This is a genomic window from Ruegeria sp. CH6 (assembly GCF_056537005.1).
Map to the genome: position 1 here is coordinate 353,848 of NZ_JBQFQS010000001.1, position 25,717 is coordinate 379,564.

General features: G+C 56.1%; 24 protein-coding genes. 15 read left to right on the forward strand and 9 right to left on the reverse strand.

The window, feature by feature from the left end; translation table 11 throughout:
• Nucleotides 1-52 precede the first annotated feature (52 nt).
• The 3 genes from ACR0CW_RS01850 to ACR0CW_RS01860 all read left to right on the forward strand — a co-directional run bounded on the left by ACR0CW_RS01850 (nt 53) and on the right by ACR0CW_RS01860 (nt 3,573).
• The gene (locus ACR0CW_RS01850) at nt 53-865 is read left to right on the forward strand and encodes a TIGR00282 family metallophosphoesterase (protein WP_480786625.1); all 813 of its coding nucleotides are present in this window, start codon (nt 53-55) and stop codon (nt 863-865) included.
• A gap of 91 nt (nt 866-956) precedes the next feature.
• Entirely contained in the window at nt 957-2,735 is a 1,779-nt protein-coding gene (locus ACR0CW_RS01855) for an SLC13 family permease (RefSeq protein ID WP_480786626.1), read from the forward strand.
• 97 nt (nt 2,736-2,832) lie between these two features.
• Nucleotides 2,833-3,573 (forward strand): YbaY family lipoprotein, encoded by a 741-nt coding sequence (locus ACR0CW_RS01860; RefSeq protein WP_480786627.1) that lies wholly within the window; start codon nt 2,833-2,835, stop codon nt 3,571-3,573.
• A 12-nt stretch (nt 3,574-3,585) separates the two neighbouring features.
• Here ACR0CW_RS01860 and ACR0CW_RS01865 read toward each other — a convergent pair whose 3' ends face one another.
• The 4 genes from ACR0CW_RS01865 to ACR0CW_RS01880 form a co-directional block, all read right to left on the reverse strand.
• Complete coding sequence (locus tag ACR0CW_RS01865) at nt 3,586-5,247, reverse strand: FAD-binding dehydrogenase (RefSeq protein WP_480786628.1); 1,662 nt, start codon at nt 5,245-5,247, stop codon at nt 3,586-3,588.
• An 11-nt stretch (nt 5,248-5,258) separates the two neighbouring features.
• Entirely contained in the window at nt 5,259-6,116 is an 858-nt protein-coding gene (locus ACR0CW_RS01870; protein ID WP_155145332.1) for a bile acid:sodium symporter family protein, read from the reverse strand.
• Nucleotides 6,117-6,189: 73 nt separating this feature from the next.
• Nucleotides 6,190-6,924, reverse strand: coding sequence for a glutamine amidotransferase (locus ACR0CW_RS01875; RefSeq protein ID WP_480786629.1), 735 nt, complete (start codon nt 6,922-6,924; stop codon nt 6,190-6,192).
• 44 nt (nt 6,925-6,968) lie between these two features.
• Entirely contained in the window at nt 6,969-8,741 is a 1,773-nt protein-coding gene (locus ACR0CW_RS01880) for an SLC13 family permease (RefSeq protein WP_480786630.1), read from the reverse strand.
• A gap of 110 nt (nt 8,742-8,851) precedes the next feature.
• Here ACR0CW_RS01880 and ACR0CW_RS01885 point away from each other — a divergent pair, with 110 nt between their 5' ends.
• Complete coding sequence (locus ACR0CW_RS01885) at nt 8,852-9,592, forward strand: YebC/PmpR family DNA-binding transcriptional regulator (protein ID WP_480786631.1); 741 nt, start codon at nt 8,852-8,854, stop codon at nt 9,590-9,592.
• 135 nt (nt 9,593-9,727) lie between these two features.
• Nucleotides 9,728-11,020 (forward strand): MFS transporter, encoded by a 1,293-nt coding sequence (locus ACR0CW_RS01890; RefSeq protein ID WP_155145324.1) that lies wholly within the window; start codon nt 9,728-9,730, stop codon nt 11,018-11,020.
• Between the two features lie 40 nt (nt 11,021-11,060).
• On the opposite strand, the gene ACR0CW_RS01895 is transcribed toward ACR0CW_RS01890, so the two are convergent.
• The 3 genes from ACR0CW_RS01895 to ACR0CW_RS01905 form a co-directional block, all read right to left on the reverse strand.
• Complete coding sequence (locus tag ACR0CW_RS01895) at nt 11,061-12,017, reverse strand: Hint domain-containing protein (protein WP_480786632.1); 957 nt, start codon at nt 12,015-12,017, stop codon at nt 11,061-11,063.
• Nucleotides 12,018-12,124: 107 nt separating this feature from the next.
• A complete protein-coding gene (locus tag ACR0CW_RS01900; protein ID WP_480786633.1) occupies nt 12,125-12,814 on the reverse strand; it encodes a nitroreductase family protein in 690 nt (229 codons plus the stop codon).
• A 37-nt stretch (nt 12,815-12,851) separates the two neighbouring features.
• Entirely contained in the window at nt 12,852-13,736 is an 885-nt protein-coding gene (locus ACR0CW_RS01905; protein WP_480786634.1) for a LysR family transcriptional regulator ArgP, read from the reverse strand.
• A gap of 86 nt (nt 13,737-13,822) precedes the next feature.
• Here ACR0CW_RS01905 and ACR0CW_RS01910 point away from each other — a divergent pair, with 86 nt between their 5' ends.
• The 7 genes from ACR0CW_RS01910 to ACR0CW_RS01940 all read left to right on the forward strand — a co-directional run bounded on the left by ACR0CW_RS01910 (nt 13,823) and on the right by ACR0CW_RS01940 (nt 20,318).
• Complete coding sequence (locus ACR0CW_RS01910; protein ID WP_480786635.1) at nt 13,823-14,422, forward strand: LysE/ArgO family amino acid transporter; 600 nt, start codon at nt 13,823-13,825, stop codon at nt 14,420-14,422.
• Nucleotides 14,423-14,462: 40 nt separating this feature from the next.
• The gene (locus ACR0CW_RS01915; protein WP_480786636.1) at nt 14,463-15,371 is read left to right on the forward strand and encodes a DMT family transporter; all 909 of its coding nucleotides are present in this window, start codon (nt 14,463-14,465) and stop codon (nt 15,369-15,371) included.
• A 95-nt stretch (nt 15,372-15,466) separates the two neighbouring features.
• Nucleotides 15,467-16,039 carry a choline-binding transcriptional repressor BetI gene (gene betI, locus ACR0CW_RS01920; RefSeq protein ID WP_155145311.1) on the forward strand — a complete coding sequence of 191 codons (573 nt, stop codon included), beginning with the start codon at nt 15,467-15,469 and terminating at the stop codon, nt 16,037-16,039.
• Nucleotides 16,036-17,544, forward strand: a complete 1,509-nt coding sequence (betC, locus tag ACR0CW_RS01925) for a choline-sulfatase (RefSeq protein WP_480786637.1) — start codon at nt 16,036-16,038, stop codon at nt 17,542-17,544. The genes betI and betC overlap by 4 nt, the downstream gene beginning before the upstream one ends.
• Before the next feature lie 73 nt (nt 17,545-17,617).
• Complete coding sequence (betA, locus tag ACR0CW_RS01930) at nt 17,618-19,276, forward strand: choline dehydrogenase (protein ID WP_480786638.1); 1,659 nt, start codon at nt 17,618-17,620, stop codon at nt 19,274-19,276.
• Nucleotides 19,277-19,330: 54 nt separating this feature from the next.
• Nucleotides 19,331-19,978, forward strand: a complete 648-nt coding sequence (locus ACR0CW_RS01935; RefSeq protein ID WP_480786639.1) for a thermonuclease family protein — start codon at nt 19,331-19,333, stop codon at nt 19,976-19,978.
• Nucleotides 19,979-20,078: 100 nt separating this feature from the next.
• Nucleotides 20,079-20,318: an HP1242/YdcH family protein gene (locus ACR0CW_RS01940; protein ID WP_155145303.1), complete on the forward strand. Its 240-nt coding sequence runs from the start codon at nt 20,079-20,081 to the stop codon at nt 20,316-20,318.
• A gap of 47 nt (nt 20,319-20,365) precedes the next feature.
• Here the strand turns inward: ACR0CW_RS01940 and ACR0CW_RS01945 are convergent, their stop codons facing one another.
• Both ACR0CW_RS01945 and ACR0CW_RS01950 read right to left on the reverse strand, forming a co-directional pair.
• Entirely contained in the window at nt 20,366-21,766 is a 1,401-nt protein-coding gene (locus tag ACR0CW_RS01945; RefSeq protein ID WP_155145300.1) for a helix-turn-helix domain-containing protein, read from the reverse strand.
• Nucleotides 21,767-21,830: 64 nt separating this feature from the next.
• Nucleotides 21,831-23,036, reverse strand: coding sequence for a multidrug effflux MFS transporter (locus ACR0CW_RS01950; protein WP_480739430.1), 1,206 nt, complete (start codon nt 23,034-23,036; stop codon nt 21,831-21,833).
• A gap of 181 nt (nt 23,037-23,217) precedes the next feature.
• Here ACR0CW_RS01950 and ACR0CW_RS01955 point away from each other — a divergent pair, with 181 nt between their 5' ends.
• The 3 genes from ACR0CW_RS01955 (at nt 23,218) to ACR0CW_RS01965 (ending at nt 25,674) form a co-directional block, all read left to right on the forward strand.
• Nucleotides 23,218-24,750, forward strand: coding sequence for an acyl-CoA carboxylase subunit beta (locus tag ACR0CW_RS01955; protein WP_155145296.1), 1,533 nt, complete (start codon nt 23,218-23,220; stop codon nt 24,748-24,750).
• 46 nt (nt 24,751-24,796) lie between these two features.
• A complete protein-coding gene (locus ACR0CW_RS01960) occupies nt 24,797-25,195 on the forward strand; it encodes a cupin domain-containing protein (protein ID WP_480786640.1) in 399 nt (132 codons plus the stop codon).
• A 116-nt stretch (nt 25,196-25,311) separates the two neighbouring features.
• Nucleotides 25,312-25,674 (forward strand): DUF6497 family protein, encoded by a 363-nt coding sequence (locus ACR0CW_RS01965; RefSeq protein ID WP_480786641.1) that lies wholly within the window; start codon nt 25,312-25,314, stop codon nt 25,672-25,674.
• The last annotated feature ends 43 nt before the right edge of the window (nt 25,675-25,717 follow it).

Here is a 25,717-nt window from a genome sequence, read left to right on the forward strand (position 1 = left end):
TTGGCACGGTTCCGCCTTGTTATTGCCGCCTCCAGCCCCTAGGACGCCTTTTATGAGGATTTTGTTTCTGGGTGATGTGATGGGGCGCGCCGGTCGCGCTGCCATCCAGCAGCATCTGCCGCGTCTGCGTGACGAATGGCGGTTGGATTTCGTGGTAGTGAATGGCGAGAATGCCTCGAACGGAATGGGGCTGACCGGGGATCACGCTAGGCTGCTTCTGGATTCAGGTGCAGATTGCGTGACGCTGGGCGATCATGCGTTCGACCAGAAAGATATGCTGCAATTCATCGAGAAAGAGCCGCGCATCGTCCGGCCGGTGAATTTTGCCAAAGGGGCGCCGGGGCGGGGGCATCGTCTTTTTACCGCGCCTGGCGGCCGCAAAGTGCTCGTGGTTCAGGTTCTTGGGCAGGTTTTCATGAAACGGCCATTTGACGATCCTTTCTCGGCGATTGAACCAATCCTGAAATCTCACCCTCGAGGAGGGCAGGCGCAGGCCATCATCGTGGACATGCATTGCGAGGCCACGTCGGAAAAAATGGCCATGGGTCACTATTGCGACAAACGTGCGAGCCTTGTGGTGGGTACACATACCCATGTGCCGACGGCTGATGCTCAGATTCTACCGGGGGGTACGGCCTACCTGACTGACGCAGGAATGTGCGGCGACTACGACTCCGTCATCGGTATGGACAAGCAGGAGCCCATGCGCCGCTTCATCACCGGTATGCCCAAGGCGCGATTTACACCCGCGAATGGCGAGGCCACCTTAAGCGGTGTGTTTGTGGAAACCGATGATCGCGATGGTCAGGCCAAGTCAGTGCGCATGGTGCGGGTCGGTGGGCGTCTGGAACAAGCAGGTCCTTAAGTAACACGTCAGGCTTGCCCTGCAGCGTTCTATGCGTGAAACTGCCCACTAGGCGCTTTTGCCAGACCAGGGTTCGGACAGAATACCACGAATGCAATTCCTTCAACTGACAGATACAGGCAGTGCAATTCTCGCACTGGTGGTTGTTGCGGGCATGTTCATCATGTTCCTGCGCGAAGTTTACCCGACCGAGGTTGTAGCTATTGGTGGTGTCGCCCTGATGCTGGTCACCGGTATCCTGCCTTATCAAAGCGCATTGGCGGTGCTGTCAAACCCGGCGCCTTGGACGATTGCAGCGATGTTCATCATCATGGGCGCGCTGGTTCGCACTGGGGCACTGGATGCGTTTACGTCGACGGCGCAGAAACAGGCGCAGGTCAATCCCAGGATCGCAATCGCGACCCTTATGGCATTTGTGGTTTTCGCCTCAGCGGTGGTGTCGAATACACCCGTCGTTGTGGTGATGATCCCTGTCTTCGTACAGATCGCGCGAACGCTGAATGTCCCGGCTTCGAAACTGCTGATCCCGCTGAGTTATGCGGCCATTCTGGGTGGAACTCTGACTCTGATCGGGACATCAACCAATCTGCTTGTTGACGGTGTTGCGCGCGCGCAAGGACTACCTGCCTTCACCATCTTCGAGGTCACACCTCTTGGCATCGCGCTGGTGATTTACGGCATGTTCTATCTGCGGTTCATCGCACCGCGTCTGTTGCCGGATCGCGATAGCATGGCCAGCATGCTCAGCGACCGATCAAAGATGAAGTTCTTTACCGAAGCCGTTGTGCCGCCTGACAGTAATCTGATCGATCGCGAAGTCACAGGCGTGCGTTTGTTCAAGCGCCCGGGTGTTCGTCTGATCGACGTTATCAGGGGTGACGACTCGCTGCGCCGGAACCTGAAGGGCGTTACCCTGAAGGTTGGCGACCGGGTCGTTTTACGTACTGAGATGACAGAATTGCTGAGCCTTCAGCGCAATCCCGAACTCAAGCGGGTTGATCAGGTTTCTGCTGTGGAAACCAAGACGGTCGAAGTTCTTATTACGCCGGGTTGTCGCATGGTGGGGCGTACACTGGGTGCACTGCGCTTGCGTCGGCGGTATGGTGTATACGTACTTGCGGTTCATCGCCGGAACCAGAATATCGGTCGCCAGCTGGACGATTTGGTCGTCCGCGTTGGTGATACACTGCTGTTAGAGGGCGCGCCCGCCGATATCCAGAAACTGGCTGCCGATATGGACATGGTGGATGTTTCTCAACCATCAGCGCGTGCTTTCCGTCGGAGCCACGCTCCGATCGCTATTGGATCACTGGCGGGCATCGTCGTGCTTGCCGCGCTTGGCGTTGCACCGATCCTTCTGCTGTCAATTCTCGCGGTCGCTGTTGTCCTGCTGACCCGCTGTATTGACGCTGATGAAGCGTTTTCCTTTGTCGAAGGTCGCCTGCTGGCGCTGATCTTTGCGATGTTGGCTATCGGTGCTGCGCTGGATCATTCCGGGGCGGTGTCGTTGATTGTCGAAGCTGTTGCCCCGGGTTTGAGCATGCTCCCACCGTTCCTGATTGTTTGGGCGGTGTATCTGCTCACATCGGTGCTGACAGAGATGGTTTCGAACAACGCGGTTGCGGTTGTGGTGACGCCGATCGCTATCGGCCTCGCGCAGGCGGTCGGAATTGATCCTCGTCCGTTGGTTGTGGCGGTCATGGTGGCGGCCTCCGCGTCTTTTGCCACGCCGATCGGATACCAGACGAACATGATGGTCTATGGCCCCGGCGGATACCGATTCCTGGATTTCATGAAGGTTGGTATCCCACTTAACCTGACCTGCGGTCTGTTGGCCTCGCTCTTAATTCCATTGATTTGGCCGCTCTGAAACCGGCGTGGAATCGCCGAGACTGGTTTAACAGCCTTGTAAACCAAAGCGATTACACGATCTTTTAGAGTAGAGCTTTTCAGAAAGGGATTGAGATATGCCCAAGACCGGACGGGCCGTTCTGGCCAGCACAGCGATTTGGGCCACTTTGTGTGGGGCTGGTATCGCTGGAACAATTCAGGGTTCCGCAACCTATCGTGAGAAGATTGCGGTTCCACCCGATGCAACCCTGTATGTTGAACTTCAGGATGTATCCAAGGCCGATGCACCCGCCGAGATACTGGCGGCTCAGCGATATGCACTGACCGGTGTGCCTGCGGATTTTGAGCTGACTTATGATGATGCACTGATCAAGGACAACATGCGCTATGTGGTTCGTGGATCGATTTATCAGGGTCAGAAACTGATATTCACTACGGATACCGCCTATCCGGTTCTGACAGACGGGGCAGGCGACTCCGCTGATCTGGTTTTGGTAAAAGTACAACCTCAAGGGGTTGCCATGCTCGAAAACACCACATGGAATGCGGCTGTCTTGCAGGGTGCAGCACTGAATACTGACAAACGTCCTGAAATATCGTTTGCGGCGGGTGGCGCGTTTTCGGGGACCAGCGGTTGCAATCGCTTTAACGGTCAGGCCGAAATCTCGGGCAGCAGTATCGACTTTCCTGACAACATGGCCGCGACCCTGATGGCTTGCCCGCCTCCGCTTGATGAGGTTGAACGGCAATTCTTCAAGGCGCTGCAAAGCACGACAACATATGCGTTGAAGGGGGAAAGGCTCGCTTTCCTGAATGCAGCGGGTGAACCTGTGGTTCAGTTCACCCTCTCTCAGTAGAACAGCAATTGGTCACGCGACCGCGCGTGACCGACCAGCATTCCGGCCCGAGAAAATACAGCCACCAAGGAAGGTTCCTTCAAGCGCATTGTATCCGTGGTAGCCGCCGCCGCCAAAGCCTGCGACCTCACCGGCAGCAAACAGGCCCGGCACGACCTGTCCGTCGGCACCGACCATCTGGCTGTCCAGATTGGTCTGCAGCCCGCCCAGCGTCTTGCGGGTGAGTACATGCAGTTTTACCGCGATCAGAGGGCCATTCGCCGGATCAAGGAACTTGTGTGGTTTCGCCGTCCGGATCAGTTTGTCCCCCCGATAGTTGCGCGCCGCAAGGATGGCCATCATCTGTGCGTCTTTCGAGAATGGATTGTCGACCTGTGAATCACGTGCCTCGATCTGAGCGCGCAGATACGCTTCGTCGATCAGTCCGCCGCCGAGATGGTTCATTCCGCTCACCAGTTCGGTCAGCGTATTGGCGACGACAAAATCTTCGCCTTTCTCCTTGAACGCCTCGACCGGACCAGTCGCCTTGGAGCCTGACAGGACACGCTGACGAATGACTTCTTTCCAGCTGCCCGAGGTGAAATCCGGGTTCTGTTCTGAACCCGAAAGGGCGAACTCCTTCTTGATCACTTTCTGAGTCAGCACGAACCAGCTGTATTCATATCCGGTTTTCAGGATTTCACGCAGCGTCCCTAGTGTGTCAAATCCCGGCAAGCAGGGCGGTTGCAGCCGGTTGCCTTCGGCATCAAACCACATCGAACTTGGGCCCGGCAGAATGCGGATACCATGTGCGGGCCAGATCGGATCCCAGTTTCGGACGCCTTCAGTGTAGTGCCACATGCGGTCGCCATTGATGATATGCCCGCCCGCCTTTTCGCTGATTGGGATCATCCGGCCATCGACGTGAAAGGGCACGCCTGCCACCATATTCTCTGGCGGTTTGCCAAGCCGGTCCTGAGGCCAGTTCTTGCGCACCATCTCAAAGTTCCCTCCGATCCCGCCCGAGGTTACGATGACGGATGGTGCGTAGAATTCGAATTCGCCTACCTCATCCCGGTTGGTTTTGCCGCCGCGCTGCGCGATGTCATCCGCCAGAACTTCGCCCGAGATGCCTTTGGCGGATCCATTTTGCATAATGATGTGACTGACCTGATGGCGAAACTTCAAGTCGATGAGGCCAGCACTGACATGTTCGCGAACGCGGCGAATGAAATGTTCCAGAACGCCCGGCCCGGTGCCCCATGTAATGTGAAACCGCGGAACCGAGTTCCCATGGCCATCGGCGTACGATCCGCCACGTTCGGCCCAACCCACTACCGGGAACCAGCGCAGGCCCATTTCATGCAGCCATGGGCGCATCTCGCCGGCCGCGAACTCAACATACGCCTCAGCCCATTTGCGAGGCCACAGATCGTCCTCGCGATCAAACTGAGCGCTGCCCATCCAGTCACGTAAAGCCAATTCCTGACTGTCGCGAATACCCATGCGGCGCTGTTCCGGTGTGTTGACCATGAACAAACCGCCCAGGCTCCAGAATGCCTGCCCGCCCAGGAAATGCTCAGGCTCCTGATCGACAACAATCACCTTCTTGCCGCGATCCCCAAGTTCGGCCGCTGCCGCAAGCCCTGCAAGACCACCCCCGACGACAATCGCATCTGCTGTGTTGTTGGTCATCGGATGTCCTTTCAGCGGTTACGGAACCAGACAAGAAACGGGATTGCGACGGCATACATCGTGATCCCATAAACGGCCGATGGCAGCGCCAAAGGGCTGAAGCCACTTTCCGTACCGGTGATGAGCGCAGCCAGTGTGATACCCAGGGTCGAATTTTGAATGCCGGTTTCGATCGAGATCGTCTTGCTTTCGTTCCACGACAGATTTGCAGCGCGCGCCAGACCAAGCCCGATCAGTAAAAGTGCTACGTTCAGTGAAATCAACCCGGCGCCCATGATCCCGAGATTGTCGACGAAAAGTTGCCAGTTTCCAGCCAGGGCAGCGACAACGATCAGGACAAACAGGACGGTTGCCAGCTTGGACAATCCCGTATCGATCCTGTTGGCAAATCCCGTGGCAAAATGGCGAAGACTAACACCGATTGCCACTGGCAGCGTGGTGATCAGGAACATCGCAATGGCAAGTCCGCTGATCGAAACCTCTGGGGCGTCTTCGCCCATAAAGTGGTTGATCGACCACGCCGCCAGCACAGGAACGGTGATGATGGACAACAGGCTGATCACGGCGGTCAGGCTGACAGACAGGGCCACGTCAGCTTTCGCAAGTTTGGACAGGATGTTGCTGGTGACGCCACCGGGACAAAAACTGAGCAGCATAAAGCCGACCGCAATTTCCGGTGGCAATGCAAAGAGTTTGACGGTGATGAACGCCGCGACGGGTAACAGTATCACCTGGCATATCGCGCCGATGGCGAATGGGTATCGCCGGCTTATGACGCGCCGGAAATCGGCAACCTCCAATCCGATACCCAGAGACAGCATGATTATGGCCAGCGATACGGGCAGGCCGACATTGATTAGCAGATCCAAGAAACAACTCCTCCCAAAGCCGTTCGGACCAGCCTAAGCGAGGGAGATTGGAACAGGCAACCGCGCCGTTGGGTCACTCGTACCGTTGGGCAAACCGGCGCAGGATTTCGCCTGGCTGTGTCACCTCAGCTGCATGACACATATCGATCAGAGATTGTGCATCTTCAGGCGGGAAATAGCCGTGGTTTTTGTAGATGTTTATGCGCTGCTCAAAGTCCCGTGCGTCGGCCTCGGGGTGAAATTGCGTGGCATAGACATTCTTGCCCCAGCGGATCATCTGATACGGGCAGGGGGCGGACGACACCAGATGCACACACCCTTCGGGCAATTCCTGCACCGCTTCTTTGTGTCCTACAAAGGCTTCGAACTCGGGCAGCAGCCCGGCGGTCATGGGGTCATCGGCTGCGTCTGTGGTCAGCTGGCATGTCGATGGGCCGACAGGCTCTCCGTATTGTTTCTTGCTGACCTCTCCACCCAGATGTGCCGCCAGAATGCCCAGCCCGTAGCAGCATCCCATGAAAGGGTGATCATGCGCCGTAATCTGAGGCATAAGGCCCATGATCGCACTTTCAATCCGCGCGTCCATTTCAGATTTGGTGGCTGGATCATCGCTGACACAGCCGGGACCGCCACCAACGATGACACCGGCATAGTCGGTCACCTGCAGACCCTCGGGCAGGTCCTCGCAATCCAGCCGGATGCGATAAGTGCGCTCGACGGACAGACCTGTTTTATCCAGAATGGATGCAAATTCCGCATCGGACGCATCAGCTTCGGGGCGCAGTTGGAGGATCAGAAAACGTTTCATAGTCTGCCCTTACCGTGGTCTTGCCCCACCATGCAAGCTGTCGCTCAAAGTGGCCAGAACACAAGGATCGCAGGCACAGATACAGCAATGATCAGTATTTCCAACGGCAATCCCATACGCCAGTAGTCGCCAAAACGATAACCGCCCGGACCAAGGACCAGCGTGTTATTCTTATGCCCGATTGGAGTAAGAAACGCTGCCGAAGCTGCAACTGCTACTGTCATTAGGAACGGATCCGGAGAAACCTCCAGCGTGCGAGCCATCTGAATGCCCACCGGTGCGGCAACGATAGCTGTTGCCGTATTGTTCAGAACATCCGACAGGGTCATGGTTACAACCATCAATACGGTCAGAATGGCCCAAGCGGGCAGCCCATCAGTGAGCTGAACCAGAGCATTCGCAATCAGTTCTGTCCCACCCGAAGTTTCCAGCGCGCTGCCCAGCGGGATCATGGACCCAAGCAGCACGACCACTGGCCATTCGATGTGATTGTAGATGTCGGCAATTGGCAGGATCTTGGTCAAAACATAAGCGATGACGACCAGACCAAGAGCAACCGGCAGATAAATCAAACCAATGCTGGCGGCCAAAACGGCGGCGGCAAACAAACCAATGGCAAGCCACGCTTTCTCGTTTGCGGTTACGTTCAGACCGCGTTGGGCCAGAGGCAAACATCCCAGCCACTCGGTCACATCGGTGCTGCGATCCCTTGGGCAGAGCAACAGCAGGATATCACCCGCTTCAACTTCGGTTTTGCGAACCTGTTGCGTAATCCTGCGCCCCTGACGGGAGATGCCCATCAGAACAGTGCTCTGCCGCCACGCCAGTCCAAGACCCTGCGCCGTCCGGCCAGTGATACGCGCACTTTCGGGTGCCACAACCTCAATCACTTCCAGACCTTCGCCTTCTGCGGTCAGCAATTCCTGTCGGCGCGTGTCCGAGAAATCGAGATTCAGTGCTGCACGGAATTCATCCAGTGCTTCGGGCCGCGCTTCAAGAACCAGCGCGTCACCTTCACGCAAGCTGGTATGCGCAGACCGGCCATAACGCCTTTTGCCATCCCGGATCAGCCCGATAATCGCAACATCGGATTTTTCTGACGCCTCATAGAGCTCGCTAACTCGTTTTCCGATATGAGCGGATTCTGGAGGAATGGTCAGTTCTGCGATGTATTCAGCCAGCGCCTCGGAAGTTTCGGTTTGAGGTCCCCGGTTCGGGATCAGCCTCCACCCGACCAGCGACACAAATGCGAGGCCGGCAACCGCTGCCAGACCGCCCACAGGGGCGAAGTCAAACATGCGAAATGGTTCGCCCAGCGTCTCTGCCCGGATTGAGGCGATGATGATGTTGGGTGGGGTGCCGATCAGGGTCGCCATGCCGCCAAGGATGGTCGCAAAGCTCAGCGGCATCAGGGTTAGTCCGACTGATCGTCCTGCTTTTCGAGCGGTCTGAATATCAACGGGCATCAGCAGGGCAAGGGCGGCGACGTTGTTCATGAATGCTGAAAGAACGGCGCCGATTCCACCCATCAACGCGATGTGCGCGCCCAGACCACGCGATGCGTCAACCAGGGTGCGTGTGATCAGAAACACCGCCCCCGAACGGACCAATCCGGCCGACACGACCAGAACGAGCGCAACGATGATGGTGGCAGGATGGCCAAACCCCGAGAACGCGTTGTCGACGGGCACGACGCCCAAAACCACGCCAACCATCAGGGCGGCGAATGCGACAAGATCGTATCGAAATCGCCCCCACAACAGCAAAGCAAATACAGTGATGAAAAGGGTAAAAAGAATGATCTGATCTGTCGTCATACCGCCACCATACCCGCGCATTCGCGACGAACAAGCCGCTCTCTTGATCCTCGCCCCCGCAAACGTCTATATGTGCGCCAAATACGCAATCACTATCACGAGGACGCAACATGGCAGGCCATTCCAAATGGGCCAACATCCAGCACCGCAAGGGGCGTCAGGACGCCGCGCGGTCCAAATTGTTTTCCAAACTGTCGAAAGAAATCACCGTTGCCGCAAAGATGGGCGACCCTGATCCCGACAAGAACCCGCGCCTGCGTCTGGCAGTGAAAGAAGCCAAGTCGAACTCGGTCCCCAAGGACGTGATCGACCGCGCGATCAAGAAATCGGTTGCAGGCGAAGGCGACGATTACGAAGAAATCCGGTACGAGGGCTATGGCCCGAACGGTGTGGCCGTGATCGTTGAGACCATGACCGACAACCGCAACCGGACTGCATCAACAGTGCGCTCGACCTTCTCCAAAAACGGCGGCAACTTGGGCGAGACTGGTTCAGTCGGGTTCATGTTCGAACGCAAGGGTGAAGTTGTTTATACGGCATCTGTTGGCGACGCGGACGTAGTGTTCGAAGCGGCGATCGAAGCAGGCGCTGAAGATGTCGAAAGCTCGGACGAAGGCCACATCATCTGGTGCGCGGATACAGATCTGAATGACGTGTCCAATGCACTAGAAGCGGCGCTGGGCGAGACCGAGTCCACCAAGCTGGTGTGGAAGCCGACCACCACAACCGAGCTGGGTCTGGAAGACATGCAAAAGCTGATGAAGCTGGTGGATGCGCTGGAAGACGATGATGACGTTCAGCGCGTTACCACGAACTTCGAAGCATCGGACGAGGTCATGGCGCAACTCTGAATTCTGCGACCCTGACGACTGTTTTAAACCCGGCTCAATGAGCCGGGTTTTTCGTTTTTTGCGCGTTAAACTTACCGCTTGGCCGAAATTGTTTGAGGTTATAGGCTTGTGGTCAGATGGCAAAACGATGGGGAAATGGCGGATAAGTCCACGACCGATCTCGAAAGGCGAAACGTCCCTGTATTGGCAGGGCAGAGTATTCTGTCGCAAGTCGCGTGGACAATGGGCAGCCCGTCAGTTGTTCTGCCTTTTCTGGCGGTCTCGCTTGAAATGCCGATGTTTTTGGCTGGGGCACTGGTGTCGGTTCGAAAAATCGGTGGCACGCTGTCGGATGTTTTTCTTGCTGGCCGGATTTCCGCAAAACAACAGAAAAAGCGCGCTATAGCGCTCACTGAAATTGGCATAGGCGCTTGTTTGTTGGTGGCGATTGTTGTCGCTGCGGTTGGAGGTACGCCCCTGATTGCTGTGGCGTTTGTGGCTGCGTTTTTTTGCATCGGATTGGTGGAAGAGATCCAAAGCCTCATGCTGACAGATCTACTGGGTGATCATCTGAAGTCGAAATCCAGGATGTGGATGCATTATCTGCAGCTTGGCGCCGGGGGGTTGGGTGCAATCGCACTGACCTTGATACTGCACGAAATTACCAAGGAAAATCCGCCGTTTTCGCGCCACTCGACGGTAATTGCTGCAGCCGTTACCTTTTTTGTTCTTTCCGGTCTGTCCATTCTTGCGATGGCAGAGCTGGCCCGGGATGACAAAACCGGGATGCAGGCTGAACGCCCGCAACACCGGTCCGCAGGTCAGTACATCGGCGACATTCGTGCAATGTTTGATCAGGCCTGGTTCCGGCAATATCTGGTGATGCGGCTGCCGTTGGTTGTGGTTGCTTTGGCCGTACCATTTTTTGCGTTGATTGCGGCCGAGGCGCATCATGCGACTGCCAAGGGTTTAACCGCCCTAATCATTTCATCGGCATCGGGGTATCTAATCTCTGCGCCATTGTGGCAATTCATAAACATGAAATCGCATCGCGCGGTAATGGTTACCGGGACATTGATGGTGGCGGCGACCGGCGCAGTATTGGTTTCTGTTCATTACATCGGCATTGATCACGACATACACTTGCACGCGGTGGCCTTGTTCATCGTGACAGTGGCGGTGACGGGTATCAGCAGTGCAAGGAAGCTTTACTTCCTTGATGTCGCCCCCAAGGAACAACGCGTCAAAGGGTCTGCAGCGATTAAAAGCATCTGCAGACTATCTGCTGTCATAATCTCTGCCGCTTTAGCAGCCGTAGCCCATATGCACGAAGTCGCACTGGCGATCGTGTTCATCGTTATCTGCAGTTTATGGGCCGCATATGCCTGCTATCGCGTGGTCTTGCCAACGAACCGATTAGCAGAGCAACAGACCGGTGCAGCTGAATAAGCGTTGTTGGCACATGGCACGCTCAAGCCGGTCGGTCATCTCAGAGTGCTGCGTGCATCTCGAATTTCCTGAGATCTCTTCTGGCCAGAACCATCGAGTGGGCCGTGATGTCATCAATGAGCTCAGGGAAGAGGCAGCATAGTTCCTGCAACTGGTCCTGATCGAAACCACCTGCACTGTTTTCTCCCAGATACAGGCTTTCGGTCCAGACGCCTTCTGATTGGATGACTTCGTGGCGGTCAAAAAGCAGATGATAATAAGTCACGCTTTTTGGGTTTTGTTGAGATACCCCCTCAAGAGGTGTCAGGAACTTTGCTGCAGCAAAGGCCTCGTTTTCAGCGAACAGCAGGTTGATTTGGGGACCAAATGAAAGCACTCGGTGCATAGGCGAAAGATAGAGATCCCGTTTGGGTAAATTCCGACCCAGTGCGCCCCGCTTAATTCGTATCGGCCGTGTGAAACTCGCCTTACTCAAGATTTCGCGATCCAACGTAGCACGTCCGATCCACCGGATTTTCTGAATTCCGTGATCTCTGGTCTGGACACGATCTCCCACTCCAAGAGACTCGATGGTTGAAAATCCGGTTTCAGTTGTAATTCTTGTCCCAGCTGCAAAGCAGGGCGGTGGAGGGATAGGTGTCAGGTCACCCGGATCGCCCTCCTGATCACCATTTTGCTCGGAGTCTTCAGCGAGCACGCTGTCAGACGGAACAGTTCCATCTGTCGGTACAAAGTATATCTCTTTGTCACCCGAGGCGTCCTCGTGTTCGATGTACCAGCCCGTTACGGTCAGTCCATTTTCCAACTCAATCGTGGATTGGTCTTTTAGGGCTGAGATGGTGAAGCCGTCGATCGTGTCTTCACCTTCGGCGATTGTGTCATCCATGTTCTCGTCGGTCAGAGTCACAACGGTCGCGATAGCGGGCTCACCCGCTTTGCCACCGTCGCTGCCGGTGTTCCCGAGATAATATGCTGCAACCACATAATCGGTGGCCATTCGCGCGCCCACCTATACCAGCGTACAAGTTACTACAGGTGGATAAATATATTCGAATTTTAAGTTTCGACAAGTTTTACGCCGAATTGGTGGGTGCACACGTGTGATCAGTAGAAGGATGCAACCTCTTCAAGCGGTTTCTTCAGCTTTGCAACGGAGGGCACGGTTGCATCGTCTGACGGGTGCCCGACCGCTATGATCATCGTCGGTTTTTCCGAAGCCGGGCGATCCAGCGCATCGTTCAGAAAGCGCATCGGGTTGGGCGTGTGTGTCAGCGTGCTGAGGCCTGCGTGGTGCAACGCTGCAAGCAGAAAGCCGGTGGCGATATTCACGCTCTCGGGTACGTAGTAGTTCTTGTAACGTGTACCGTCTTCGAACTGTCCCCAGCGCTGTGCGAAGACCACGATCAGCCAAGGCGCTACGGTCAGATGTTCTTTGACCTCATTGGTGCCAATTGGCTCCAGCGCCTTGATCCACTCATCACCAGCGCCGCCTGCATAGAACCGGCGTTCCTCTTCCTCGGCCTCCTCGCGAATGCGTTGCTTCAGCGCCTGATCCGAAATCGCGACAAAGTGCCAGGGCTGGTGATTTGCCCCGGACGGCGCGGTTCCCGCAGTGCGGATGCAGCTTTCAATGACTTCTCGCGACACCGGTCGGTCACAATAGTCCCGTACTGTATGACGCTTGCGCATGACCTCATAGAATTCCTGAGCTGCTGCGGCCATCTGTTCATCTGTCAGGTCGCTGCGATCGGGCAGCGGGAGCGGGTCGTAGCTGAGGCTGTCGCGGGAAAACATGTTAATTCTCCAATGGTTTATGCCTTATCGGGTGGATTTATGCCCGGATCAAGGCCTGCGTTGCTGCATCCTTGACTGCGCGCGTCAATGGCGCAAGGGCAGGGGCCAGAATACGCCCGACCTGCCAGGTCAATGCCACGTCCAGATGCGAGTTGGGCACGACCTCACACAATCGATCATCATTGATAAATGGCTGCGCGAGAACTTCGGGGTTCATACCCCAACCCAACCCTGCCGCAGCGGCTTCGACAAATCCTTGTGTAGACGGCAGGAAATGCGAAGGGGGCGATATGCGTTGACTTGTCTGTGTCGAGATCCATGCGCGCTGAAGATTGTCCTTTTGGTTGAAGGTCAGAGACGGTGCGCGTGCGAGTGAGGTGTGATTGACACCGTCGGCGAACCATTTGTGCATGTAGCCCGGGCTTGCAGTGGCCAGATATCGCAGCGCTCCCAATGCAGTGGCATCGCACCCGGTAACGGATTGACCACCGACTGTGATTGCCGCGCTCACTTCTCCACGGCGCAGCCATTCTGCTGAGTGATCCTGATCATCGACGACGAGGTCGAACAACATGTCGTCAACCTGTGCCATGGCATCAATGAACCATGTCGCAAGGCTGTCTGCAGGAACAGCAATTTTAACTCTGGCGGACCCTGTCGCCCGGTCGATTGCCAGTTCCTGACCCAGTTGTGCCTCAAGCAGTCCGATGTCTTCAGCATGCCGGGCAATCCGCAATCCAGCGGGTGTACCTGTGCAGGGCACGCCGCGCTGGACCAGCGCCACACCCACCCGATCTTCAAGGGCTTTGATACGCTGTGAAATTGCCGATGGTGTCACCGAAAGTTCGGCAGCTGCAATTTCAAAGCTGCCATGTCGCAGGATCGCAGAAAGAGCGGACAGATGATGTGGATCCAGTTGCATTAGCAGAACTTAATAGGCTTCAGTTTCTTTAATTTGATAAAGCTATCCGAGGCGTCTAGTCAAACTGGCAATGAACAGGAGTCCTCATGTCCGCATCCATGATTGCCGGTTTTGCCCTTGGTTTTAGCCTTATCCTCGCTATCGGCGCGCAAAACGCCTTTGTGCTGCGGCAAGGATTGCGGCGCGAGCATGTATTTGCACTTTGCCTGACCTGTGCAGTTTCAGACGCCATCCTGATCGGTGCGGGCGTAGCGGGATTTGGAAAGCTGGCCGAGGCGGCCCCATGGTTTGAAACTGTCATGCGCTATGGGGGCGCGATATTCCTGACATGGTATGGGCTGCGTAGCCTGCAATCTGCTTGGCGGGGTGGGGCAGTCATGGACGTGGGTGAGAGCCAACGCACCAGCCTGCGCACCGCTCTGCTCACGGTGCTGGCCTTCACCTGGCTTAACCCGCATGTCTATCTTGATACCGTCGTTCTCATCGGTTCGATCTCGGCACAATATGATGATCGGATGGGTTTTGCCCTTGGGGCTATGTTCTCCAGCTTTGTGTTCTTCTTTTCGCTTGGGTATGGGGCGGGAATTCTGTCCCCTGTCTTTGCCCGCCCGCGCGCGTGGCAAGTGCTGGATATGATCATCGGGATCGTCATGCTGGGCATTGCCTACAAACTTGTTGCGATGTGAAGGGTTGTTCCTCGTCGGGTTTCGGTGTTCAACCGTTTCCATGACAACGGTTGCCATTCAATCCCGCCCGCTTGCCGGCATGTTCTGGATGTTCTCCGCCGGGCTGTCCTTTGTAGCGATGACGGCGTTGGTCAAGTCTCTGGGTACATCGATGGACCCTATTCAGGCAGCCTTTCTTCGCTATGTCCTGGGGCTTGTGTTTCTGTTGCCTGCAATGCGCGCAATCATGACAACTCATCTGACGCGCCGACACCTGAAGCTGTTTGGTGTACGCGGGATGATTCACGCGGTTGGCGTCATGCTGTGGTTCTATGCGATGACGCAAATCCCACTGGCTGAAGTGACAGCCATGAATTATCTCACTCCGGTTTATGTCACGCTAGGCGCTGCACTTTTTCTGGGTGAGAAAATGGCGTTTCGCCGGATCGCGGCGGTACTGGTGGCTCTGATCGGAGCCGCGATCATCCTCCGTCCGGGCTTTCGGGAGGTATCGACTGGACATCTGGCCATGCTTGGCACTTCTCTGATGCTTGGTGGCTCTTATCTGCTCGCCAAGGCGATGGTGCAGGATGTCCGCCCATCCGTGGTGGTGGCCCATCTGTCTATCTGGACCACCATTTTCCTGATCCCCTTCGCGATCGCAGTTTGGACCCCGCCCAGCCCGCGCGATATCGGCGTGCTCTTTCTCATCGCCAGCTTTGCCACCGCAGGGCACTATTTCATGACGCTTGCGTTGCAGGCTGCTCCGGTGGCCGTGACGCAGCCGGTTACCTTTCTTCAACTGATCTGGGCCACTTTGCTGGGCGCCTTTGTGTTCCATGAAGGCATTGACCTGTGGGTGGTCGCGGGTGGGACTTTGATCCTTGCAGCGGTGACATTTATCACTTGGCGAGAGGCGGTCCTAAAGCGAGGAAACTTGACGCCTCCGAGTATTGCGCCCAAGCTTTAGATACAGGCGAGCGTAGCCAAATGTGCGTTATTGATTGACGAGTCAATAAAAACCCCTTAGCGTTTTCCCATCAGGTTGTGTTGAGGGGGGCAGCGATGCCAAAACTCGGAATGGAGCCGATCCGGCGTGATGCGATTGTCAAAGCGACAATCGCAGAACTTGGTTCGAAAAAATCCCTTGATGTAACTGTCAGCCAGATTGCCAAGCGAGCAGGGATGTCCAGTGCGCTGGCGCATCACTATTTTGGCGGTAAAGATCAGATTTTTCTGGCGGCAATGCGCCGTATTCTCTCGGATTTCGGGGCAGAAGCTCGGAACGAGCTCAAGGCAGCCGACCCGAAAGAACGAGCACATGCCATCATCCGGGCGTGTTTTGCGCCTTCTTGCTTTACGCCCGACGTCATCGCCGCCTGGATGACCTTTTATGTGCTGGCGCAGACCAATGATGATGCGTTGCGCCTGTGGCAGATCTATCAGGCACGTATCCGGTCGAATCTGACCGATGCCCTGCGCCCGGTCATGAAAGATCCGGTCGAAGCAGCTGAAAACATGATTGCCCTGATCGATGGGCTTTATATCCGCGCTGCACTCAGCGCACCCGAAGAACCGCAACTGGCCGTCAACCATGCAATGCGTGTTCTGAATACCCTGCTTGAGGCTGAAAAATGACAAAACCCAACATTCTGATCCTGATGGTGGATCAGCTTAACGGAACCCTCTTTCCCGACGGTCCCGCAGACTGGCTTCATGCTCCGAACCTGAAGAAACTGGCCAGCAAATCGACCCGGTTTGCCAATGCCTACACGGCCTCGCCGCTGTGTGCGCCGGGGCGGGCCAGCTTTATGTCCGGTCAGCTTCCATCCCGCACAGGCGTTTATGACAACGCCGCCGAGTTTCGCAGTGACATTCCGACCTATGCACACCATTTGCGTCGCGCGGGATATTATACCTGCCTGTCCGGCAAGATGCACTTCGTGGGTCCCGATCAATTGCACGGGTTCGAGGATCGTTTGACGACCGACATCTATCCAGCAGATTTCGGCTGGACCCCGGATTATCGCAAACCCGGCGAACGGATCGACTGGTGGTATCACAATATGGGTTCGGTGACGGGCGCGGGGGTGGCTGAAATCTCGAACCAGATGGAGTACGACGACGAGGTCGCATACAACGCCAAGGCCAAGTTATATGATCTGGCCCGTGGCAAGGACGACCGCCCATGGTGCGTCACCGTAAGCTTCACCCATCCACATGACCCATATGTAGCGCGCCGGAAATACTGGGATCTTTACGAAGATTGCGAGCATTTGCAGCCTGAGGTCGCTGATCTCGGCTATGACAATCAGGATCCGCATTCCAAGCGCATCTTTGACGCCAATGACTGGCGCAGCTTCGACATCACCGAAGAAGATATCCGCAAGTCGCGGCAAGCTTATTTTGCCAACATCTCATATCTGGACGACAAGATCGGTGAGATCTTGGAGGTGCTGGAAACCACCCGTCAGGAAGCCATCATCATGTTCGTCTCGGATCACGGCGATATGCTGGGCGAGCGGGGATTGTGGTTCAAAATGAACTTCTACGAGGGTTCGGCCCGTGTGCCGCTGATGATTTCTGCACCAGATATGCCTGCAGGTCGTATCGATACGCCGGTCTCAACAATCGACGTCACGCCGACTCTCGGGGCGTTGGCTGGCGTTGACATGGCAGAGATTGCGCCGTGGACGGATGGTGAAGACCTTGTGCCGCTTGCCAATGGCACCGAACGCACAGCGCCGGTGAAGATGGAATATGCGGCTGAGGCGTCGTATGCACCTCTGGTTTCGCTTCGTTATGGTAAATGGAAATACAACCGGTGCGCGCTGGATCCGGACCAGTTGTATGATCTTGAGGCCGACCCTCACGAATTGAACAATCTTGCGGACTCCCCTGAACATGCAGGCACGCTGGAAACGCTGAAGGCAAAGTCCGAAGCTCGCTGGGATCTGGACCAGTTCGATTCCGATGTGCGCGCCAGTCAGGCCCGCCGCTGGGTCGTGTACGAGGCACTGCGTCAGGGCGGATACTACCCGTGGGATTATCAGCCGCTGCAGAAGGCGTCCGAACGCTACATGCGCAACCACATGGATCTGAATGTCGTAGAGGAAAACGCGCGCTTCCCGCGCGGGGAATGACCTCTTCACCGTTTTGAAAATACCCCCGCCGAACACCTTCTGATCAGGGCCGGCGGGACAAGGAGTCGTGAATATGGAAGCAGATTTCGTCATCGTTGGCGCAGGATCCGCGGGCTGTGCGATGGCTTATCGCCTGAGTGAGGCAGGGGCCTCGGTTCTGGTTATCGAGCATGGCGGCACAGATGCTGGTCCGTTCATCCAGATGCCGGCGGCGCTCAGCTACCCGATGAACATGTCGCGCTATGACTGGGGTTATCAGTCCGAGCCGGAACCGCATCTGAACAACCGCCGACTGGCCTGTCCGCGTGGCAAGGTTATCGGCGGGTCATCTTCGATCAACGGCATGGTCTATGTGCGTGGTCATGCCCGCGATTTCGATACTTGGGCCGAGATGGGGGCAGATGGCTGGTCCTATGCTGATGTGCTTCCGTATTATAAACGCATGGAGACATGGCATGACGGTGGCCATGGCGGAGATCCGACCTGGCGTGGTACCAATGGCCCGTTGCATGTCTCGCGTGGGCCGCGTGCAAATCCGCTGTTCCAGGCCTTCGTCGATGCGGGTCAACAGGCGGGTTACGAAGTCACCGGTGACTATAACGGGGAAAAGCAGGAAGGCTTTGGCCCGATGGAGCAGACCGTCTGGAAAGGACGGCGCTGGTCGGCGGCAAATGCCTATCTGAAACCCGCCCTCAAACGAGAAAACTGTGACGTCGTTCGTGGTCTGGCCTCGCGCGTTGTTATGGAAAACGGTCGTGCAACCGGAGTCGAACTTGTCCGAGGCGGCAAGAAAGAAATCATCCGCGCACGGCGCGAAGTGGTACTGGCCGCGTCCTCCATCAACTCACCCAAGTTGCTGATGTTATCGGGCATTGGTCCCGCAGCGCATTTGGCTGAGCACGGGATCGAGGTTGTTGCTGACCGACCGGGTGTTGGTGCGAACCTTCAGGACCATTTGGAGCTGTATATCCAGCAAGCATCACTGCAGCCCATTACGCTCTACAAGCACTGGAATCTGATCAGCAAAGGTCTGATCGGGGCGCAGTGGCTGTTTACCAAAACCGGCCTGGGTGCATCGAACCAATTCGAAAGCGCGGCGTTCATTCGCTCGAAGCCCGGCGTGGAATATCCTGATATTCAGTACCATTTCCTGCCAATCGCTGTGCGTTACGATGGTCAGGCAGCAGCTGAAGGGCATGGTTTCCAGGCGCATGTGGGGCCGATGCGGTCGCCGTCTCGCGGCGCGGTCACATTGCGTTCGGCCAAGGCCGAAGACGCGCCGGTCATCCGGTTCAACTACATGAGCCATGAAGAGGATTGGGAAGATTTCCGCACCTGCATTCGCCTGACCCGTGAGATCTTTGGGCAGGACGCGTTCAAACCTTATGCCGGAAAGGAAATCCAGCCAGGAGCGGGCGTACAGACGGATGAAGAGTTGAACAGCTTTATCGCGGAACATGCCGAAAGCGCCTATCACCCTTGTGGGACCTGCCGGATGGGACGTGCCGATGACAAAAACGCGGTTGTTGATCCCGAAGGTCGTGTGATCGGCGTAGATGGGCTGCGCGTTGCCGACAGCTCGGTCTTCCCGCAGATCACCAACGGAAACCTCAATGCGCCATCTATCATGGTGGGTGAGAAGGTCTCGGATCATTTGCTGGGCAAGGACCCATTGCCCAAGGCAAATGACCGTCCGTGGATCAATCCTAATTGGGCAGTGGCACAGCGTTAACCTTTCTTAACAGCCCCCGTTGAAAGCACCCATGGTCGGGTGCATATCGGAGGTATGTTAAGGATTTGTTTAGCATTTGTTCTGGCTTTCCCGGTCGCGGCATTTTCAGCGGATCGGATCGAAGGGCGTGTTCACGTCGTGGATGCCGACACATGGGATGTGGGTGGCGTCCGCGTTCGTCTGCATGGGATCGACGCTCCGGAACTGGATCAGTCCTGCAAGGATGCGCAGGGCCAAAACTGGTCTTGCGGGGCTTGGGCTACCCAACAGGTCAAAGAGCGTTTTGAGGGAAAGACCGCGGCTTGCGTACCACGTGACCGGGATCGATACGATCGGGTCGTCGCACGTTGCAACGTGCGCGGTACAGATGTCGCGCAGGTAATGGTGCTTGAGGGCCTCGCGTTTGCCTATCGCAGGTACTCCAACGATTATGTTGCCGCCGAAACCAAAGCGGTCGCCTCAAATCAGGGGTTGCATGCGGGGCAGGTGCAGGTGCCTTGGGTCTACCGGGCATCAGGGCGCAACCAGAATTCACAGCCCTGTCAGATCAAAGGAAACATCTCGTCCAGCGGCGAACGCATCTACCATGTGCCCGGACAGAAATACTATGCGAAGACAAAAATCAGCCGACGCAAGGGTGAGCGATGGTTTTGCTCGGCATCAGAAGCCCGATCTGCCGGATGGCGACCGGCAAAGCGTTGAATATTGAATGAAATCCGGCAAAATTTGATCCGGGTCAAAGAGGTATGGAACGATCACCTTTACCAATGGTTTGTAACGATAGATCAAGGAGCGAACAGCAATGTCTCACACCCCGCATGAACTGGCCGAAGAGTTTCCCGACAAGGTCGAGTTGATGAGCCAGCTCAAGCAATCGGATGCCCATTTCGCCCGACTGTCTGACGAATATCACGAAATCAATCGAACCGTACATCGGGCTGAAACCAATATCGAACCGATGGAGGAGTTGGCGGAGGTGGAGCTGCGCAAAAAACGGGCAGCACTCAAGGATGAGATTTGGGCGATCCTGTCCAAATCCTGATCAACAAACACGGGCGGGGGTAGCGCTCCCGCCACGTATTGTAGCGCTTAAGTCACCTCATAGGGCAGCGTGCCGCGGGTATGGGCATCGATTGTCAGGCGACGCTCCAGCGGTGGAACAGACCTTTGATGGCAGGTCTGGCGCTCGCAAATTCTGCAGGAAATCCCAATAGGCTCGTATGCGCTAGCGTTATTGATGTCGAGGTTGTCGGCATAGACCAAAGCCTCGGCATGGCGGACTTCACACCCCAATGCGATGGCGTATCTGCGTACGGGTGCGCCGAAAGACCCCCCCGATTTGGAAACATCCCGCGCCAGCGAGATATATCTTACTCCATCCGGGGTTTCCGCCAGTTGCAGCAGAAAATGGCCGGGCGTTTCAAAGGCGCGGTGGACGTTCCACAAAGGACACGCCCCGCCAAAGCGCGCAAATTGCAGGCGTGTGGCAGAATGGCGTTTGGTGATGGTTCCTGCCTGATCCACCCTGACAAAGAAGAACGGAATTCCCTTGGCGCCGGGCCGTTGCAGTGTCGACAGGCGGTGGGCGACCTGTTCAATTGATGCGCCGAACCGGTTGCTGAGCAATTCCAGATCGTGGCGATCTTCCTGCGCGGCAGCCAGAAATGCCCCGTAGGGCATCAGCGACGCGCCCGCGAAATAGTTCGCAAGGCCGATCTTGGCGATTGAACGGGCCTCTTCGCTTTGAAAGCGTGCGAAATCCAGTGTTGCTTCCAGCAGCTTGTCCTGACTGATCAGGGCCACTTGCAGAAGCAGCTGAAACACCTGAGTCTGTGGCGCGGCACGTGAGGACAGGCGCAACGTTCTGGTGTCGGAATCATAGTTGCGCATGTCTTCGATGTCAGCAAAGCGGACCTGAATGCCCCTTTCAGAAAGGCTGTTGATGGCCGCTTGACGAATGCCGCCAGGATCTTCGGCACGTTCGGCAAACCTTTCAGCAGCGCGGTCGACCGCGTCGATGTAGTTATCGCAATAGTGGAAGAAGTCGCGCACTTCTTCCCAGGGGCTTGCCTGCGTGCGCGCGTCTTCGCGTCCGAGTGCCTCATCCAGCGAAGCCAACCTCTCATGAGTTTGGCGATAGGTCTTGTGCAAGTCGATGAAGGCACGCGCCAAGGCGGGTGCGTTTGATGCAGTCAGACGCAGATCAGCCAGAGGGGGCATCGAATCTGCAAATACCGGATCGGCCAGTGCTTCGCGCATGTCCGAGACCAGCCTTTCACTGTCCCCAGTGCTCAGTTCAGTCACATCCATCCCGAATTCTTGCGCCAGAGCCAGAACAACCGTCGTCGAAATCGGACGATTATTGTTCTCCATCTGATTGAGATAAGGGAGCGAAACGCCAAGCTTGGCAGCGAATTCCTTTTGGGTCAGCGATAGCCGTGTACGCATTTCGCGCAACTTTGCACCGGCATAGAGTTTTTGGGTGGCCATGATGAATCTTTGCAGCTTTCCTGAAGCTGCAGGCTAACTTTGCAAACCTTTCAGTGCAAGCGACCTAAAGTCCCAGTTGCCGTTCGCGCCAAATGACACTGCTGATGGCAATAATGGCCAGGATCGAGGTCGCGAGCATCAGCCATAGCAGGGGCATTGCGCCGGTTTCACGGGTCAGTAAAGCTCCGGCAAGTGCGCTCAAAGCCGCGCCGCCACCCAGCATGATTGCACCGCTTAATCCTGACGCCGTGGCGGCAAGATGCGGGCGCACCGATAAGGAACCAGCAGTTGCGTTGGGGATGGACATACCGTTTCCGAGGCCCACAAAGGTCATGAAGCCAAAAAAGCTGAATGCAGTTCCCATACCCACAAGAAACAGGGCAGCGGATAGCGCGACGCCAATTGCATTCAACCAGCATCCCCACAGGACCATTCTGTTGACGCCAAAGCGAACCGAATAACGCCCGCTTATGAAGTTGCCAAAGAAATACCCCACAGCGGGAGCACCAAAATAGATGCCCACTTCGGCGGCCGTCAGTCCGAACACTTCGGTTCCAATGAAGGGCGCGCCGCCCAGATAGGCGAAGAAAGCGCCCGAGGACAAAGCCGAGGACAGTGAATAGCCCCAAAAACGGGGGGAGGTCAGCAATTCGGGATACTCCCGAAATTGCTGCATCAATGTCTTGCCGCTTTTGGCCGAAGTTTCACCGAAATCCATATAGGTCAGCGCCAATGCCAAAACGGCCAATCCGAATGGCAGCCAGAAATTAGCCTTCCATCCGAAGCTTTCTTCCAGCACTCCTCCAATGGCTGGCCCGATCATCGGAACAACTGCCATGCCCATTGTCACATAGCCGATCATCGATGCAGCCTGATCCTGTTCGAACATGTCGCGAACCGCGGCCCGGCTCAGGACAAGGCCAACAACGATGACAGCCTGGCTCATTCTGAAAAACAGAAAGAGTTCGACATTCGGAGCATAGATGCAGCCGAGCGTCGCCAACAGAAAGAGCCCAAGACCCCACAGTAGCACAGGTCGGCGACCGGCTTTGTCCGCGATGGGGCCGATCAGGATCTGCATAAGTGCATTTACAAGTAGATACAGTGCTATCGAAAGCTGCATCACCTTGTAGTCGGTGTCGAAATAGACAGCCATGAAGGGCAGGCTGGGCAGGTACAAATTCATGCTCAGCGCTGACAATCCTGACAACAGGACCAGCGTGGCAAGCGTTGGTGGAGTGTGCCCGATCGAGCGCGAACTGAACTGCATGGTTCACACTTAGAGCCTGCATTTCGGAATTACTATCAGATTGATGGCTTAATTCGTTAATTAACAAATTTGCAGTTGTCACATGACTGGTTTCCAAAATTTTGCAAATTTGCGGAAAAAGCCTTTGGGTCACCTTCAGCAACCTATATTGTCCCGGAAAATTTCACAGGGGACTATCGTGATGAAGGACATCCTTTCCGAGCTCGAAGATCGTCGCGAAGCCGCGCGACTGGGTGGTGGGCAAAAGCGTATCGATGCGCAGCATGCCCGTGGGAAACTGACCGCGCGTGAGCGGATCGAGCTGCTGGTGGACGAAGGCAGTTTCGAAGAATTCGATATGTTCGTCAGTCACCGCTGTACCGATTTCGGAATGGAAAATCAAAAGCCTGCGGGTGATGGCGTTGTGACCGGCTGGGGCACGATCAACGGCCGCATGGTCTATGTCTTTTCGCAGGATTTCACCGTCTTCGGTGGGTCGCTGTCTGAAACGCACGCTCAGAAAATCTGCAAGATCATGGATATGGCGATGCAGAATGGCGCGCCGGTGATCGGCATCAACGACTCGGGTGGTGCGCGAATCCAGGAAGGCGTGGCCTCGCTCGCGGGTTATGCCGAGGTGTTCCAGCGCAACATCATGGCCTCGGGCGTTGTGCCGCAGATCAGCGTCATCATGGGCCCCTGTGCCGGTGGCGCGGTCTACAGCCCTGCGATGACCGACTTCATTTTCATGGTTAAAGACACCTCTTATATGTTCGTGACTGGCCCCGACGTTGTGAAAACCGTCACGAATGAGGTTGTAACTGCTGAGGAACTCGGCGGCGCATCGACCCACACCAAGAAATCGTCCGTCGCAGACGGCGCCTTTGAAAACGATGTTGAAGCACTGGCCGAGGTTCGTCGCCTCGTCGACTTCCTGCCGCTCAACAACCGCGAAAAACCACCCGTTCGCCCATTCTTTGATGAGCCCGACCGGATTGAAACTTCGCTGGATACGTTGATCCCGGAAAATCCGAACACGCCCTACGACATGAAAGAACTCATCACCAAAGTGGCAGATGAGGGCGATTTTTATGAGATTCAGGAAGATTACGCCAAGAATATCATCACTGGTTTCATCCGGCTCGAGGGGCAGACTGTTGGTGTCGTCGCAAACCAGCCAATGGTTCTGGCGGGCTGCCTTGATATCGACAGCAGCCGCAAGGCGGCGCGGTTCGTACGCTTCTGTGATTGCTTTGAAATCCCGATCCTGACCTTTGTAGATGTGCCGGGCTTCCTGCCGGGAACCTCGCAGGAATATGGCGGTGTCATCAAACACGGTGCCAAGCTGCTGTTTGCCTATGGCGAAGCCACGGTTCCAAAGGTCACCGTGATCACCCGTAAGGCTTATGGCGGTGCGTATGACGTTATGGCCTCCAAGCACCTGCGCGGAGACTTTAACTATGCGTGGCCCACCGCTGAGATCGCGGTGATGGGCGCAAAAGGCGCGACCGAGATTATCCACCGTGCCGATCTGGGAGATGCTGAGAAGATCGCGCAGCACACGCAGGACTACGAAGACCGGTTCGCCAATCCCTTTGTTGCGGCCGAGCGTGGCTTTATCGACGAGGTGATCATGCCACAATCAACCCGCCGCCGTGTGTCCAAGGCCTTTGCCAGCCTGCGTAACAAGCAGCTGAAGAACCCTTGGAAAAAACACGACAACATTCCTTTGTGATGTACGCAGTCCAACTGAAAGCCTGATCAACAGCCATTGGTGACGGATGTTTCGAATCTGGAAAAACCAAGCCTTTACCGTATCCCATGCCGACACGTCCCCGTTTGTCGGCGAGGGATTGCGCGCCTTTTTTGAATACCGGGACCTCGGGATCAAAGACGCGACACAGGGTAAATTCGGGGCTCATGTGATCCGGGCCGTTCCCGGGATGGAAAGCCCGGGTGCATGGCATTCGCATGATCTGGATTTTCAGATGGTCTATGTCACCAAGGGCTGGGTGGTCTTCGAATACGAAGGGCAGGGCGAGCATCTTTTGCGAGAAGGGTCCTGCATTCTGCAACCACCCGGGATCGTGCATCGCGAAGTCCGACATTCGGACGATATGGAGCTGATTGAGATCACTTCGCCCTCGCAATTTGACACCAGCGACGAATCGGCGCCATGAGTTGCTCTGCCAGACATAGAATCGTGCACACCACAGGTGCTGCGCACGCGGCCCCGGAAGGAGGAGCCTGCTATTGGCAGGGCCGGGGCCGTGCTCTTGTACTGGCTCTTGCCCTGATGGCACCTACTGCCGCGCTAACCGATGCCCTTTTGCCCGTTCCCTCTGGCCAGCCTGTCGAACTGAGCGATGTGCTGCTCGACAACAATCCGGGCGAGCTGTGGTTGCGCTTCCGTTTCATCGCTCCAAAGATCGGCTCGACTGTAGGGCGGATCGGCTATGACGTGGCTTCGACGGACATGGCGCATCTGTGTGAAACTCTGGCTGTCCCTTACGTAAATAGGCACCAGTTGGAGCCGGCGCTTGTGGTTATCTCTTTCTCCGACCGCGCGATCGAATTCGGCAATGCCTCGCCCGATGCCACGCAGTTTTTCGAAGCCTATCGGCTGGAACAATCCCAGTGTATCTGGGAGGGGCTCTGACCATGAGGGGATCATCTCATGTTGTTGGCGCGTTTCAGCGAAA

Excerpts from the sequence above, each read along its gene's own strand:
- ACR0CW_RS01850 (WP_480786625.1), top strand. The coding sequence starts at position 53 with ATGAGGATTTTGTTTCTGGGTGATGTGATGGGGCGCGCCGGTCGCGCT.
- ACR0CW_RS01855 (WP_480786626.1), top strand. The coding sequence starts at position 957 with ATGCAATTCCTTCAACTGACAGATACAGGCAGTGCAATTCTCGCACTG.
- ACR0CW_RS01860 (WP_480786627.1), top strand. The coding sequence starts at position 2,833 with ATGCCCAAGACCGGACGGGCCGTTCTGGCCAGCACAGCGATTTGGGCC.
- ACR0CW_RS01865 (WP_480786628.1), bottom strand. The coding sequence starts at position 5,247 with ATGACCAACAACACAGCAGATGCGATTGTCGTCGGGGGTGGTCTTGCA.
- ACR0CW_RS01875 (WP_480786629.1), bottom strand. The coding sequence starts at position 6,924 with ATGAAACGTTTTCTGATCCTCCAACTGCGCCCCGAAGCTGATGCGTCC.
- ACR0CW_RS01880 (WP_480786630.1), bottom strand. The coding sequence starts at position 8,741 with ATGACGACAGATCAGATCATTCTTTTTACCCTTTTCATCACTGTATTT.
- ACR0CW_RS01885 (WP_480786631.1), top strand. The coding sequence starts at position 8,852 with ATGGCAGGCCATTCCAAATGGGCCAACATCCAGCACCGCAAGGGGCGT.
- ACR0CW_RS01890 (WP_155145324.1), top strand. The coding sequence starts at position 9,728 with ATGGCGGATAAGTCCACGACCGATCTCGAAAGGCGAAACGTCCCTGTA.
- ACR0CW_RS01895 (WP_480786632.1), bottom strand. The coding sequence starts at position 12,017 with ATGGCCACCGATTATGTGGTTGCAGCATATTATCTCGGGAACACCGGC.
- ACR0CW_RS01900 (WP_480786633.1), bottom strand. The coding sequence starts at position 12,814 with ATGTTTTCCCGCGACAGCCTCAGCTACGACCCGCTCCCGCTGCCCGAT.
- ACR0CW_RS01905 (WP_480786634.1), bottom strand. The coding sequence starts at position 13,736 with ATGCAACTGGATCCACATCATCTGTCCGCTCTTTCTGCGATCCTGCGA.
- ACR0CW_RS01910 (WP_480786635.1), top strand. The coding sequence starts at position 13,823 with ATGTCCGCATCCATGATTGCCGGTTTTGCCCTTGGTTTTAGCCTTATC.
- ACR0CW_RS01915 (WP_480786636.1), top strand. The coding sequence starts at position 14,463 with ATGACAACGGTTGCCATTCAATCCCGCCCGCTTGCCGGCATGTTCTGG.
- betI (WP_155145311.1), top strand. The coding sequence starts at position 15,467 with ATGCCAAAACTCGGAATGGAGCCGATCCGGCGTGATGCGATTGTCAAA.
- betC (WP_480786637.1), top strand. The coding sequence starts at position 16,036 with ATGACAAAACCCAACATTCTGATCCTGATGGTGGATCAGCTTAACGGA.
- betA (WP_480786638.1), top strand. The coding sequence starts at position 17,618 with ATGGAAGCAGATTTCGTCATCGTTGGCGCAGGATCCGCGGGCTGTGCG.
- ACR0CW_RS01935 (WP_480786639.1), top strand. The coding sequence starts at position 19,331 with ATGTTAAGGATTTGTTTAGCATTTGTTCTGGCTTTCCCGGTCGCGGCA.
- ACR0CW_RS01940 (WP_155145303.1), top strand. The coding sequence starts at position 20,079 with ATGTCTCACACCCCGCATGAACTGGCCGAAGAGTTTCCCGACAAGGTC.
- ACR0CW_RS01945 (WP_155145300.1), bottom strand. The coding sequence starts at position 21,766 with ATGGCCACCCAAAAACTCTATGCCGGTGCAAAGTTGCGCGAAATGCGT.
- ACR0CW_RS01950 (WP_480739430.1), bottom strand. The coding sequence starts at position 23,036 with ATGCAGTTCAGTTCGCGCTCGATCGGGCACACTCCACCAACGCTTGCC.
- ACR0CW_RS01955 (WP_155145296.1), top strand. The coding sequence starts at position 23,218 with ATGAAGGACATCCTTTCCGAGCTCGAAGATCGTCGCGAAGCCGCGCGA.
- ACR0CW_RS01960 (WP_480786640.1), top strand. The coding sequence starts at position 24,797 with ATGTTTCGAATCTGGAAAAACCAAGCCTTTACCGTATCCCATGCCGAC.
- ACR0CW_RS01965 (WP_480786641.1), top strand. The coding sequence starts at position 25,312 with ATGGCACCTACTGCCGCGCTAACCGATGCCCTTTTGCCCGTTCCCTCT.